Annotated in this window: 13 protein-coding genes; 6 read left to right on the top strand and 7 right to left on the bottom strand. The window is 65.7% G+C overall.

Annotation, left to right across the window (positions count from 1 at the left end):
• Window positions 1-16: 16 nt before the first annotated feature.
• The 3 genes from der (at window position 17) to RHPLAN_RS24420 (ending at window position 3,274) form a co-directional block, all read left to right on the top strand.
• Window positions 17-1,390, top strand: a complete 1,374-nt coding sequence (gene der, locus RHPLAN_RS24430) for a ribosome biogenesis GTPase Der (RefSeq protein ID WP_068023283.1) — start codon at window positions 17-19, stop codon at window positions 1,388-1,390.
• Complete coding sequence (locus RHPLAN_RS24425) at window positions 1,387-2,628, top strand: TCR/Tet family MFS transporter (RefSeq protein WP_068023280.1); 1,242 nt, start codon at window positions 1,387-1,389, stop codon at window positions 2,626-2,628. The genes der and RHPLAN_RS24425 overlap by 4 nt, the downstream gene beginning before the upstream one ends.
• Before the next feature lie 94 nt (window positions 2,629-2,722).
• Window positions 2,723-3,274 carry a hypothetical protein gene (locus RHPLAN_RS24420; RefSeq protein ID WP_157100449.1) on the top strand — a complete coding sequence of 184 codons (552 nt, stop codon included), beginning with the start codon at window positions 2,723-2,725 and terminating at the stop codon, window positions 3,272-3,274.
• Here RHPLAN_RS24420 and RHPLAN_RS24415 read toward each other — a convergent pair.
• From RHPLAN_RS24415 to RHPLAN_RS24390, 6 genes are all read right to left on the bottom strand, one after another.
• Window positions 3,271-4,011, bottom strand: coding sequence for an SDR family NAD(P)-dependent oxidoreductase (locus RHPLAN_RS24415; RefSeq protein ID WP_068023274.1), 741 nt, complete (start codon window positions 4,009-4,011; stop codon window positions 3,271-3,273). The genes RHPLAN_RS24420 and RHPLAN_RS24415 overlap by 4 nt on opposite strands.
• A 74-nt stretch (window positions 4,012-4,085) precedes the next feature.
• Window positions 4,086-4,622 (bottom strand): hypothetical protein, encoded by a 537-nt coding sequence (locus RHPLAN_RS24410; protein ID WP_157100448.1) that lies wholly within the window; start codon window positions 4,620-4,622, stop codon window positions 4,086-4,088.
• 60 nt (window positions 4,623-4,682) lie between these two features.
• The gene (gene purF / locus RHPLAN_RS24405; RefSeq protein ID WP_068023268.1) at window positions 4,683-6,185 is read right to left on the bottom strand and encodes an amidophosphoribosyltransferase; all 1,503 of its coding nucleotides are present in this window, start codon (window positions 6,183-6,185) and stop codon (window positions 4,683-4,685) included.
• Between the two features lie 47 nt (window positions 6,186-6,232).
• Window positions 6,233-6,919 (bottom strand): CvpA family protein, encoded by a 687-nt coding sequence (locus RHPLAN_RS24400; RefSeq protein WP_068023265.1) that lies wholly within the window; start codon window positions 6,917-6,919, stop codon window positions 6,233-6,235.
• 205 nt (window positions 6,920-7,124) lie between these two features.
• Window positions 7,125-8,546, bottom strand: a complete 1,422-nt coding sequence (gene radA / locus RHPLAN_RS24395; RefSeq protein WP_068023262.1) for a DNA repair protein RadA — start codon at window positions 8,544-8,546, stop codon at window positions 7,125-7,127.
• A gap of 192 nt (window positions 8,547-8,738) precedes the next feature.
• Window positions 8,739-9,233 carry a VOC family protein gene (locus RHPLAN_RS24390; protein WP_084245469.1) on the bottom strand — a complete coding sequence of 165 codons (495 nt, stop codon included), beginning with the start codon at window positions 9,231-9,233 and terminating at the stop codon, window positions 8,739-8,741.
• A gap of 183 nt (window positions 9,234-9,416) precedes the next feature.
• Here RHPLAN_RS24390 and RHPLAN_RS24385 point away from each other — a divergent pair, with 183 nt between their 5' ends.
• On the top strand, window positions 9,417-9,656 hold the full coding sequence (locus RHPLAN_RS24385) for a hypothetical protein (protein WP_068023259.1): 240 nt from the start codon (window positions 9,417-9,419) through the stop codon (window positions 9,654-9,656).
• 765 nt (window positions 9,657-10,421) lie between these two features.
• Window positions 10,422-11,702, top strand: a complete 1,281-nt coding sequence (locus tag RHPLAN_RS24380; protein WP_084245467.1) for an MFS transporter — start codon at window positions 10,422-10,424, stop codon at window positions 11,700-11,702.
• An 8-nt stretch (window positions 11,703-11,710) separates the two neighbouring features.
• Here RHPLAN_RS24380 and RHPLAN_RS24375 read toward each other — a convergent pair whose 3' ends face one another.
• Window positions 11,711-12,163, bottom strand: coding sequence for a MerR family transcriptional regulator (locus RHPLAN_RS24375; RefSeq protein ID WP_084245465.1), 453 nt, complete (start codon window positions 12,161-12,163; stop codon window positions 11,711-11,713).
• Between the two features lie 46 nt (window positions 12,164-12,209).
• Between RHPLAN_RS24375 and RHPLAN_RS24370 the strand changes: the two genes are divergently transcribed.
• Window positions 12,210-12,953 carry a cation efflux transmembrane domain-containing protein gene (locus RHPLAN_RS24370; protein WP_084245463.1) on the top strand — a complete coding sequence of 248 codons (744 nt, stop codon included), beginning with the start codon at window positions 12,210-12,212 and terminating at the stop codon, window positions 12,951-12,953.
• Window positions 12,954-13,153 lie beyond the last annotated feature (200 nt).

Here is a 13,153-nt window from a genome sequence, read left to right as displayed (position 1 = left end):
GGGGCATGCACTTCCCATGAGCTTCACCATCGCCATCATCGGCCGGCCGAACGTCGGCAAGTCGACGCTGTTCAACCGGCTGGTCGGCAAGCGCCTGGCGCTGGTCGACGACCGGCCGGGCGTGACGCGCGATCGCCGCGAGGGGCGGGCGCGGCTCGGCGATCTCGACTTCACCATCATCGACACCGCAGGTCTCGAAGGCGCCGGCCCCGAAAGCCTTGCCGGCCGCATGATGCAGCAGACCAAGAAGGCCATCGAGCAGGCCGACGCGGTGTTCTTCATGCTCGATGCCAAGACCGGCCCGGTGCCGGACGATCGTGCCTTCGCCGATCTGGTGCGCCGCTCCGGCAAGCCCGTGATCGTCGTCGCCAACAAGGCCGAGGCCAAATCGAGCACCGCCGGGGTTCTGGAAGCACATGCCCTCGGGCTCGGCGACCCGGTGGCGATCTCGGCCGAGCACGGCGAGGGCCTGGTCGATCTGTTCGAGGCGTTGCGCGAGGCACTGCCGAACGCGACACGAAAGCCGCCGGATGCCGGCGACGGCGAAGAGTCCGAGGAGGCGACGAAGCCGATCCGCGTCGCCATCGTCGGCCGGCCGAACTCCGGCAAGTCGACACTGGTGAACCGGCTGCTGGGCGAAGACCGCATGCTGACCGGCCCCGAGGCCGGCATCACCCGCGACACCATCGCGAGCGATCTCGTCTGGAAAGGAAAATCATTCCGGCTGAACGACACGGCGGGTCTGCGGCGCCCGCCGCGCGTACAAGAGAAGCTTGAGAAGCTCTCGGTCGCCGACACCATCAACGCGATCCGTTTTGCCGAGGTGGTCGTGCTGCTGATGGACTCCGAGCATCCGTTCGAAGAGCAGGATCTGCGCATCGCCGATCTGGTCGAACGAGAGGGGCGGGCGCTGGTGATCGGCATCAGCAAGTGGGACCTCAAGGCGCGCCAGAGCGGCGCGATCAGCAAATTGCAGGAAGAGGCCGACGAACGCCTGCCGCAGGTGAAGGGCGTGCCCGTGATCGGCGTGTCGGGCATGACCGGCGAGGGCATCGACCGGCTGATGGAAGCCGTGCTCGACATCCACGAGGTCTGGAATCAGCGCGTCTCCACCAATCAGTTGAACCTCTGGCTCGAGGGCGTGCTTTCGGCGCATCCGCCGCCCGCGGTATCGGGCCGGCGCATCCGGCTGAACTACATCACGCAGCCGAAGGCGAGGCCGCCGAGCTTCGTGCTGTTCTGCAACCGCGCCGAAGCGGTACCGCCGGCCTATCGACGCTATCTCGTCAACGCGCTGCGCGACACCTTCGACATGCCGGGCACGCCGATCCGGCTGACGCTGCGCGAGAAGGACAATCCGTTCGCCGCCAAGGCGCGCAAGCGCTCATGAACGACAGTGCGCCGCAAAGCGAGGCCGTAACCGGGCCGCGCCGCGCGGCATTCATTTTCATCTTCATCACCGTCGTGCTCGACATGCTGTCGCTCGGCATGATCATTCCGGTGCTGCCGAAGCTCGTGGAGAATTTTCTCGGCGGCGACACTGCGCGCGCCGCCGAGGTGTTCGGCGTGTTCAGCACCGCGTGGGCGCTGATGCAGTTCCTGTTCTCGCCGTTCCTGGGCGCACTGTCCGACAGCTTCGGACGAAGGCCGCTCGTGTTGATTTCGAACTTCGGGCTGGGCCTCGACTACGTGCTGATGGCGCTTGCGCCCAATCTCTGGTGGCTGTTCATCGGCCGGGTGATCTCCGGCATCACGTCGGCAACGGTGCCGACGGCGTTCGCCTACATTACCGACGTCACACCGCCCGACCAGCGCGCCGCGAAATTCGGATTGATCAGTGCGGCCTTCGGCCTCGGCTTCGTGCTGGGGCCTGGGCTTGGCGGCGTGCTCGGCTCGATCGATCCGCGCCTGCCGTTCTGGCTCGCCGCGGTGTTGAGCCTGCTCAACGGTTGCTACGGTTTGTTCGTCCTTCCGGAATCCCTGCCGCGTGAGCAACGCAGCGCGTTCGATTGGAAGCGGGCCAATCCGGTCGGCGCGCTGAAGCTTCTGCGCTCGCATCCGGAGCTCAGCGGCCTGGCCTCTGCGGTTTTTCTGATCGATGTCGCGCATGTCGTGCTGCCGAGCATCTGGGTTCTGTATGCGGGCTATCGCTACGGCTGGGACGAGAAGGCGGTCGGCCTCTCGCTTGCGGTGGTCGGCATTTGCTCGGTGATCGTGCAGGCCGGACTGGTCGGGCCGATCGTGAAGGCGTTCGGCGAGCGACGCGCCATGGTGCTCGGCCTGGCGAGCGGCGCGGCAGGCTTTTTCTGCTTCGGCGTGGCCGAAACCGCCACGATGTTCCTATTCGGAATTCCGCTTCTGGCGCTGTGGGGCATCGTCAATCCGGCAATCAACGGCCTGATGACGCGGCATGTCGGGCATTCCGAGCAGGGCCGGCTTCAGGGCGCCAACAACAGCATCCAGGGCATCGCCAATCTGGTCGGGCCTTTCATTTTTACGCTGACGTTCGCCTGGGCGATCGGCAGCGGCAAGGACTGGAACTTTCCCGGCGCGCCGTTCGTGCTCTCTGCAGTGTTTCTTGTCGCGGCCGCAGCTCTCGGCTGGCACGCGACGCGGCAGCGCCATTAACCGATTAACCGGTTTACCCGTTAACCCGCTATTCCACACACCGCGCTCGCAAGCCGTTAGGTTCGCTCAAACCCGGATGGTTTGAGGCATCGCGATGAAGCACCTACTGGCTGGCGCCATATTGATTGCAGGATTGCTCGGCGCGATTGCGCCTGCGTCGGCGCAGGAGACGTACCAGGATACGATTCAGGACACGCCGCGAGAGGCTCCGGCCCGGAGGTGCCACAACTGTCCGGCGCCGCGCGATCACTACGACACGCAGGAGATCATCCGCACCAGCAGGGATGTGGATCGGTCGCGCGTGATCAACACGCAAAGCGAAGTGGTGGTCGGGCGTCGCCTCAAGGAATCCAACCATCTCGTCATTCATGAGAACGAGACCCGCAACGTCGGTGTGATCCAGCACAACCACACGGTCTACGAGGTCGAGCCGCGCTACGTGATGCGCGTTCCGAAAGTCACGGTCGTGAGCTATGTGACGCAGCGCTATCACGTCGTGGAGCAGCCCGCGATGGTGACGGTGCCGGTCCCGGTGCGTCGTGTGATGGTCCCGGTCGCGGCGGGCCGTTGCGCGTCCGGCAATCGCTACGACCGCTATTCGCGTTACGAAGCCGCCTGCCGCCGAATGCTGCGCGTTCGCGGCTAGGCTGGCGCGCGGAACGACAAAAGCTTTCCGGTCGGAAAGTCGTAGAGCTTGCCGGTCTCACCGAAGTCCGGCGAACAGAGCGGCACGATCTTCTCGGCCACTTCATCCGGCGACGGCAAGGTCATCGGGTCTTCGCCCGGCATGATGGCGGCACGCATGCGCGTGCGGGCCGGGCCCGGGTTGAACAGGTTGACGCGGATCGGCGTCGACGCTGTCTCGGCCGCATAGGTGCGCGCGAGCGTCTCAAGTGCCGCTTTGCTGACCGCGTAAAGCCCGCGATAGGGCTTCGGATTGGCGGCGGCGCCCGAGGTCAGGAACACCGCGCGGCCGGCGTCCGAGCGCCTGAGCAGCGCGTCCATCGAGCGAATCAGGTGCCAGTTCGCGGTGACGTTGATCGCGAGCACGTTGTCCCATTCCTTCGGCTCGAAATGGTCGAGCGGCGAGCTCGTGGCGCCGAGCGCCGCGTTGCCGATCAAAATGTCGAGTTTGCCGTAGCGTTCGTTCAACGCCGCGGCGAGGCGCAGGATGCCGTCGGTGTCGCGCAATTCGAACGGCACCAGCGTCGCGGTGCCGCCTTCGGCGCGGATCGCGTCGTCGAGCTCCTCGAGCCCGCCCTGGGTGCGGGCGGTGGCCACGATATGGGCGCCGCGCTTCGCCAGCGCGATCGCGGTGGCGTAGCCGATGCCACGGGAGGCGCCGGTGATCAGGGCAATGCGGGAGGCAAGGGGCTTTGACATCAAGCGGCTTGGACTTCGGAGGTTTTCGTCCGCCACCTTGTAAAGCCGCGGGCGGCCAGCACAAGCCGTATCGTCTATTCGGGCCGGCCGTATACCGGGCCGGGCAACGGCAGCGGCAGGCCCTTGCTGCCCGACGACACCGATAGCGACAGCCCGACGTAGGACGAATCCTTCTGCGTGTTGGCGGTGAGCCCGGGCACGTCGCGGCCATCGTAGAATTGGCCGGAGCGCGCCGACTGTCCGGATGCGAAGCCAATCGAACCGCCCGGCGCGTCGCGAAGCTTCACGCGGTCGAGCGGCGTGCTCTCGCTGGGATTTGCCGCGCGATTATGGTCGACGGACTTGCCCTGCGGCCTGGCGCCGGACGACGAGTATTGCGAGCCCACCGACGCATTGACGGTCCAGAAGTCAGACTGTTCGGCGGGGTTCACCCGCGTATACGGCTCTGCAGGCGTGGGCGCAGGCTTGGCCGCAGTCTTGCGGGGCTGCGGCTTTGAAGTTTGGGACAGCGTCGAATAGGTGACGGCCGCTTGCGCCAGCGCAACGCTCGGCAGGCAAAATCCGGCAATCAAAGCCGCGCCGAAAACCGGCGCCACACCCCGTCGCAACATCTCGCACCGCCCCGAACGCCCGCGGCGCGGAGTGCCGCGGGGTACCCTTCAAAATCGATCTTAGCCGGCCTCGGCAAGCAGCGACAGCTGCCGCGGCGTGGGCTGCTGGCCGGTATGGTCGGTCAGTCCGGTCGGATATTCGCCGGTGAAGCAATGATCGGTGAACTGTGGCCGGGCCGCATCGCGGTGGTCATAGCCCATCGCCTTGTAGATGCCCTCGACCGACAGAAACGCGAGCGAGTCCGCGCCGATGAACTGGCGCATCTCTTCGAGCGAGTGGGTCGCGGCCAGAAGCTTGTCGCGCTCCGGCGTGTCGATGCCGTAGTAGTCCGGATGCGTGATCGGCGGCGACGAGATGCGGAAGTGCACTTCTTTCGCGCCCGCGTCGCGCATCATCTTGACGATCTTCGACGAGGTGGTGCCGCGCACGATGGAGTCGTCCACCAGCACGATGCGCTTGCCGGCGACCACGGCGCGGTTGGCGCTGTGCTTCAGCCGCACGCCGAGCTGGCGGATCTGCTGGGTCGGCTCGATGAAGGTGCGGCCCACATAGTGATTGCGGATGATGCCGAGATCGAAGGGAATACCCGACGCCTGGGCAAAGCCGAGCGCGGCAGGCACGCCCGAGTCCGGCACCGGCACGACCACGTCGGCCGCCGCCATGGATTCCTTGGCAAGCTGCGCGCCCATCGACTTGCGCACGTCGTAGATCGAGCGGCCGCCGAAGATCGAATCCGGGCGGGCGAAATAGATGTACTCGAAGATGCAGGGGCGCGGCGCCATCGGCGGGAACGGCTTGTGCGTGTGGACGCCGTCCTCGTCGAACACGATGACCTCGCCGTTCTCGATCTCGCGCACGAAGGTCGCGCCGATCATATCGAGCGCGCAGGTCTCCGAGGCGAGCACCGGGCAGCCGTCGAGGCGGCCGAGCACCAGCGGGCGGATGCCCAGCGGGTCGCGGGCGCCGATCAGCTTCTTGTTGGTCATGGCGACGAAGGCGTAGGCGCCTTCGAGCTGGCGCAGCCCCTCGATGAAGCGGTCGACGAAGCGGTTCCTTCGGGCACGGGCCACGAGATGCAGGATCACCTCGGTGTCGGTGGTCGACTGCATCATGGCGCCTTCTGCAACGAGGGCGCGGCGCAGCGTGAGCCCGTTGGTCAGATTGCCGTTGTGACCGATGGCGAAGCCGCCGCCCTCGAGTTCGGCGAACAGCGGCTGCACGTTGCGCAGGACGGTCTCGCCGGTGGTGGAATAGCGGACGTGGCCGACCGCGGTGGTGCCGGGCAGGCGGTCGATCACCTCACGGCGGGAGAAGTTGTCGCCGACGAGGCCCATGCGGCGCTCGGAGTGGAAGCGCTTGCCGTCGAAGGAGACGATACCGGCGGCTTCCTGGCCGCGGTGCTGCAGGGCGTGCAGGCCGAGCGCCGTGATCGCTGCGGCATCCGGATGACCGAAGATGCCGAACACGCCGCATTCCTCGCGGAGCCGGTCGGCGTCGGGATCGAACAGGTCGGTCTGATCTTTCGTCGCGGCGGCTGCGGTGCTTTGGGTCATGGCCGGCATCCTCGCTCTGTTTGCACATGCCCCGAAAACCGTTTTCCGAGGACTGCTCACCGTGTCTTGGTCGCGTCGATCAACTGCCGCATGTCGTTGCGGTCGGCCTGTTGGTAACCCGCAGGATTTTGCACCGATCCCGTCACATCGGGACGACCCGAGGTAGCGCCCAGGTCAGAACGCTGGCCCGGCGTCGCGCCTTCCGGCGGTGGTTCCTGATCGTCACCCTTCTTCTTCTTCAACAACTGAGAGAGATAGTTATCCATGTCCTGCGGCAGAAGGGCTTGCAACCATTCGCCGGTGTTTTCCAACACAACTCTGGACTTAGCGTTACGGACACCTTCCGGCTGCTTCGCCGGCGGCACCAGCCAGGCGAAGAACACGAAGGCCACCACCACGATGATCAGGCCGCGGCCGAGCCCGAACAGGAAGCCCAGCGTCCGATCGAGCGCGCCGATCCGGCTGTCCAGGATCATGTCGGAGATGCGCACCGTGATGATCGAGACCACCAGCAGCGTGATCAGGAACACGCCGCCGATGACGGCGCCGGTGGCGACGATATCCGACGAGATGTTGGCTTTGGCGATGGGCAGGAGCTTGTTGTAGAGCAGTGCCGTGGCGACGGCGGCCGCGCCCCAGGCGGCGATCGACAGCACCTCGCGCATGAAGCCGCGGATCATCGCCAGAATGCCGGAAATCAGCATGACGCTGAGCAATACGATGTCGAGCCACGTGATCGGCATGGGGCGCTCAGCTTTTACAGACTTGAGGACAAAGGCGGACGGCGAAAAACCGGCGAATCGGCACCGGTCCCAACCCAAGTTCCCTTGCCTGGACCGGCAGAAGCAAGAGCCTCGAACTGTCCGCCCAATGGTTTAATTTTGTGTCGTTTTTAGGCGGCTGGTTAACCTGCATGCGCGGTGTGTATACCGGCCCCGCGCGGCTGCGTCACCCGTCTTGTGGCCCGCTTTTTCGGCCGTTTCCGCCTCGTTTTTCGCCCTTTGCGGCGATCTCGGCGATCAGGCTGACGAGCGAGCCGACGCCCTCCAGCGTGAGCGCCGGGTCGGCGGCTTCCGAGCGCACCGCCTCAGGAACCACGGCGCGCGCAAAGCCGAGCTTCTGCGCCTCCTTGAGGCGCGCCGCGGACTGGACCACCGGCCGCACCGCGCCCGACAGCGACACCTCGCCGAAATAGACCGCGTCGGCCGGCAACGGCGAATTGGCGAGCGACGAGACCAGCGCCGCCGCCGCCGCGAGGTCGGCGCCGGGCTCGGCGATGCGAAGGCCGCCCGCGACATTGAGATAGACGTCGTGACCACCGAGATTGATGCCGCAATGGGCCTGCAGCACCGCGAGCACCATGGACAGGCGGCTTCCCTCCCAGCCGACGACCGCGCGGCGCGGCGTGCCGAGCGTCGATGGCGCCACCAGCGCCTGGATCTCGACCAGCACCGGGCGCGTGCCTTCGATGCCGGCGAACACCGCGGTGCCCGGCGAGCCGAGGTCGCGCTCCGACAGGAACAGTTCGGACGGATTGTGCACCTCGCGCAGGCCCAGGCCGGTCATCTCGAACACACCGATCTCGTCGGTCGGCCCGAAACGGTTCTTCACCGCGCGCAGGATGCGAAACTGGTGCGAGCCTTCGCCCTCGAACGACAACACCGCGTCGACCATGTGCTCGACCACGCGGGGGCCGGCGATCTGACCATCCTTGGTGACGTGGCCGACCAGAATGACGGCGGCGCCGGAGCGCTTGGCAAAGCGAATGAGCGCCTGGGCCGAACCGCGCACTTGCGTGACCGTGCCGGGAGCAGCCTCCACGGCATCGGTCCACATGGTCTGGATGGAATCGATGATGACGAGGCGAGGGGGCGGACCTTCCGACAAGGTCGCGATGATGTCCTCGACCGAGGTCTCGGCGGCGAGCTCGACCGGCGCCTTGGCGAGACCGAGGCGCTCGGCGCGGAGCCGCACCTGCGCGACCGCCTCTTCGCCCGAAATGTACACCGCGCGGTGGCCGAGCTTGCCGAGCGCGGAGGCGGCCTGGATGAGCAGCGTCGACTTGCCGATGCCGGGATCGCCGCCGAGCAGCAGCACCGAGCCGCGGACGAACCCGCCACCGGTGACGCGGTCGAGTTCGGACATGCCGGACGGCATGCGGGGAGCGTCGTTGGATTCTCCGGTCAGCGCCTCGAGCGCGAACCTGCGGCCCTTGCGCGGCGTGCGGCCGGGCATTTTGCCGGCGATGCCGGTGCCGTCGCCCTCCTCGACCAGCGTGTTCCACTCGCCGCAGGCTTCGCATTTGCCGACCCAGCGCGCCGAAGCAGCGCCGCAGTTCTGGCAGACGAAGGTGAGATTGCGCTTGGACATGAGGCGGTCCGATAGGGCTAGGCTTTTGGCGACACGCTTGGAGCACCTCTCCCATGGGGAGAGGTCGACGCGCGAAGCGCGTCGGGTGAGGGGGTACGGTCGATCGATGGTCCGTGCGCCCTCACCCCGACCCTCTCCCCACGGGAGAGGGAGTTCACCGCCGATGTGGCAAAAGCGTTGATCATCGACGGCTCACGCCGCTTCGACGAGCTGGATGTTGCCGCGGGCGTTGAACTCCTCGGTGCTCAGCTCCTGCTGGATCGTCGCGAGCGCCCAGATGTGGCCGAACGGATCGATGATGGTGGCGACGCGATCGCCCCAGCCGGCGTCCTGCGGCTCGGTGCGCAGGATCGCGCCGGCTTCGACCGCGCGCGCGGCCGTGGCGTCAACGTCATTGACACAGAGTTGCAGGATCGTGCTGCCGCGGCCGGCGGCGTCCGGCGTGCAGGGGCCGGGCAGGGCCGGGTCGGCGTCGCGCTTGGGATTGGCGCCGGACACCGTGAAAGTGGCGCGGCCGATCGCGATGTCGATGCCTGTGACCGCGCCGCTGCGGGGATTGATCCAGTGCCGGGGCGAGGTGGCGCCGAACACGGCGCGATAGAACGCCGCAGCCTCATCCTGGCGGCCTGGCGCCACAAAGAGCGTCAAACCGATGCCGTCTCGCGTGTTCAGGCCCTCGATCGCCATATCCAACCCTCCATTTTGGGAGAATCGAAGCTACAGCAACGATGAGAACATTTCAAGAACATTCGTCCAGCTCAGGAACAGATCATCGGCCGGTGCTGGTAATTTTTCGCAGTTTCGACCGGAACGATTTCGCTCATTCGTCATTTGTCGGTTTGTGTGTGTCCAATGACATAAGGGTCGCGAATGGCCACGGGGGATGAGTACCGGATCAAGGCTGCGGACATGAACGCCAAGGCTACGGGAGAGGCCAGTCCGCAGACGCGATCTGAACTCAAGAGACTGGTCTTCGCCTATCTCCGGTTGGCCGACCATGCCGACCGCAACGCCAACCTTGCGCCGCCCGCGGATCGGTCGAAGCCTCCTGTCCTGCAGCAACAACAGCCGCAGCCGAAGATCAGGACCGCTGGCGACGACACCGAATAGCGAAACGCTGCTGGACGCGCGCCCTCCAGACACTTCTTTACGCAAGGGCATACCGTAGACGTGCGCCATCGGCCCCTTCAGATCAGGCACGGGGCCAGCGCCTCTATTCTTCCTGGTCCCTCACATGCGTGAGGGCGCGGAGCGCCGGTTGGCGCTACGTGGTCGTCGGCACCTTGGGAGGTGCCGCGGGCTTTTTGCGAAGCCCGCTCGCCTCCCGGCGCTCCACTTGTGGCGATTTATTGCGAGGCCACCGTTCGAGATTCGATCGGACCGGCTGGGCTTTCACCCACCATGCTCCAGGGGGCATTTGCGCCCGCTTTCACCCGATCGCGCCCTGCCACTGAAGGCGGCCCCCTCATCGGGGACGGACGATGACCTCACACCCTGGGACGTGGTCACGAGCCACGCCTGCAGGCGCCACACCTCGCTCCGCCAAATAGACGTCTCTAGATGACGCCCTCAACGAACGAGGCAAATCAGAACTTATCAGGAACATTCATCTGCGTCAACGGCACATAAGGCAAAGTTGGATTGTCTTGCACCGAATGACGGGAAGGGGTATCGACGCCGCGTCGAAAAAGGCAGGCGCGGTCTGGGTAGGCCCACGCCCCTCCGTCATTGGAGGCTCTGCTCCTTGCTCCGCCGGACATTGGCGGACCTGAGAACCCCCGACGATCCAGGCGCGGCACTTCCGCGCCGGCGGTTCGTCCGTGTGGGTGTCAGACGACAATCCGCTCCGGGAGGACCAGCAACTCGGAGCGGACCATGCCGACCCAAAATCGTTCAGAACAAGACCCGCCGACGCAAGAGCAGTCCCCGGCAGACGCAGGTTCGCGCTTCGCGAACCATTCGATCGTCGTCCTCGCCGTATCGGTCTTCCTGAACTTCACCGGCTTCACGCTCATCCTGCCGGTCATTCCGTTTCTCGTCAGACAGTACGTTCCGCCGGACCTCGTTGGATTCTACGTCGGTGTAATCGTGTCGGTGTTTGCGTTCTGCGCATTCTGCTCAGCGCCCGTGCTCGGCGCGCTCAGCGACCGCCACGGCCGCCGGCCGATCTTCATCATCTCGCTGCTCGGGTCGGCCGCGGGATACGTCGTCTTCGGCATCGGCGGCGCGCTGTGGGTGCTCTTCCTCGGCCGGATCGTCGATGGCCTGACCGCGGGCAGCATCAGCACGATCTACGCTTACGTGGCCGATACGAGCGCTCCGCAGGATCGCGGCCGCATCTACGGACTGCTGGGCGCGATCGGCGGTTTCGGCTTCATGCTCGGCCCTGTTGCGGGCGGCGTGCTCGGGACGCTGTCGCCGACCGCACCGCTGTTCGCGGCCGCAGGCCTGACGCTCGCCAATGCGGCTTGGGTCTACTTCGCGTTGCCCGAAAGCGTCAGCGTCAAGACCGAGCGGCCGGCCTTGCGGTGGCGGCAGATGAATCCGCTTTCGCAACTCGCCAACGTCGCGCGAACGCCCGTGTTGCGCATTCCGTTTCTCGCCGCGTTCTCATTTTTCTTCGCGGGCGCGATGCTGCAGGGCAATTTATCGGTCTATCTGAAGGACGTTTTCCAGTTCGGTCCGACCGGCATCGGCTGGACGCTGTTCGGCGTCGGCGTGATGGACATCATCAGTCAGGGCTTCCTCACGCGCGCCCTGATGCCGCGGCTCGGGGCCGAGACGCTCACGCGGCTGGGGCTCGCCATCAACGCCGTGGGCTTTGGCATCATCGCGTGTCTGGTGTTCGTCCCGCGCGTCGAGATTCTGGCCGGCGCGGTTTTCGTCTTTACGCTCGGCGACGGCCTGTTTCAGCCGGCGATGAGCGCGATCATCGCGAACGCTGCGCCGGCCAACGCGCAAGGCGTGGTGCAGGGCGCCAATCAGGCGCAGCAGTCGATGGCGCGGATGCTGGGGCCGCTGCTCGCGGCGTTTCTGTCGCCGCTCGCGTTGAGCGCGCCGTATCTCGCGGGCGGCCTTGTGGTGCTCCTTGGGCTCGTGAGCCTGTCGATCAGGGCTCGCGCGGCGGCGCGAGCACAAGCGGCGGCCAATCGTTAAAGGACATGTCAGACCGCCGGATCCGGCGGGCTTTTCCGCCGCTTGCGCGCCGGCGCGCGCGACGGTGCAGGAGCGCTCAAAGCCTCGATAACTCGACACTCGCAAACGCGTCCGCGGCTGCACGCGCTCAGCATGCGCCGCAACTCCGTGCGCAAGGCTTCAAGCTGGAAGATGCGGCGTTCGACCTCGAGCATATGCCGGCGAGCGAGCCGATCGATTCGGTCGCATGACTGGTCGGGGCGCGAACTCAACGCAAGCAACTCCCGGACGGCTTCAATCTCGAATCCGAGTTCGCGTGCGTGACGGATGAAATTCAGCCTTGTGACCTCGGCCGGGCCGTAGCGCCGCTGATGTCCCGCGGTGCGGGGCGGCGCGGGCAACAGACGGACCTGTTCGTAGTAGCGGATGGTCGGCACCTTGACACCGGTCCGGCGCGACAATTCTCCAATCGGAATATCCATTTCGGCTTGAACCTCTAGTGGCTAGAGGTTCTATGCTAGCGTCCCAATGACCGAAAAGAAAACCTCGGAAGATTGTTGCGCTGCCGCCGACCAGTGTTGCGCGCCGCCACCTCTGAACCTGCCCCGCCCAACGGACAAGGCGGCAGGCTGTTCCGCCGATGCGTGCTGCGCAAGTGTCGTCGATACGTCCTCTTTGCACCATAAGCGCGTGCTCTGGGCGGCGCTCGCCATCAATGCCGCGATGTTTGCTGTCGAGATCGGCGCCGGCTTGATGGCGGGCTCGGCATCGCTGCAAGCCGACGCGTTGGACTTTCTCAGCGACGCCGCGAATTATGCGCTGAGTCTGACGGTCGTCGGAATGTCGCTGCGCGCCCGCGCCAGCGCGGCCCTGGTCAAAGGCGTTTCCATGGGCGGGCTGGGACTGTGGGTTCTGGCCGCGACTGCCTGGCACGCCTGGCATCAGACATTGCCGGAAGCTTACACGATGGGTGCGGTGGGATTCGCCGCGCTGCTCGCCAATGCGGCTTCTTTTGCGCTGCTATGGAAGTATCGAGACGGCGACGCCAACATGAATTCGGCCTGGATTTGCACGCGCAACGATGTGCTCGGCAATTGCGCGGTTCTTCTTGCGGCTTTGGGTGTATTCGGCACAAGCGCGGGGTGGCCCGACCTGGTCGTTGCGACCATTATGGCTGCGCTTGGCCTGCAAGGTGCGATCGTTGTCATCCGCCGCGCGACGGGAGAGTTGACGCAATCCGCGGCGTCGACTGCAGGGCTCTCTGCAGGCTAGCGCCACGACCGCGCGATGGCTCGATTTCGGCAGGCTCTCTGGCGGGGAATTTGAGACGACGCACCTGTCCGGTTTTACGCTTGGCAGCGACACCAACGACGTGGGTGAACACGAGGCGGAAAAGCGTCGCGTCGATGACCTCTACGACGACCGGGTGAACACCACGCGGCCGATCTTCCGGTCATCGCCGACCGCGAGTT

Source organism: Rhodoplanes sp. Z2-YC6860 (assembly GCF_001579845.1).
In the GTDB taxonomy this organism is placed as follows: domain Bacteria; phylum Pseudomonadota; class Alphaproteobacteria; order Rhizobiales; family Xanthobacteraceae; genus Z2-YC6860.
Note: the sequence above shows the minus strand (reverse complement) of the source record. Positions and strands in the feature narration are given on the sequence as shown.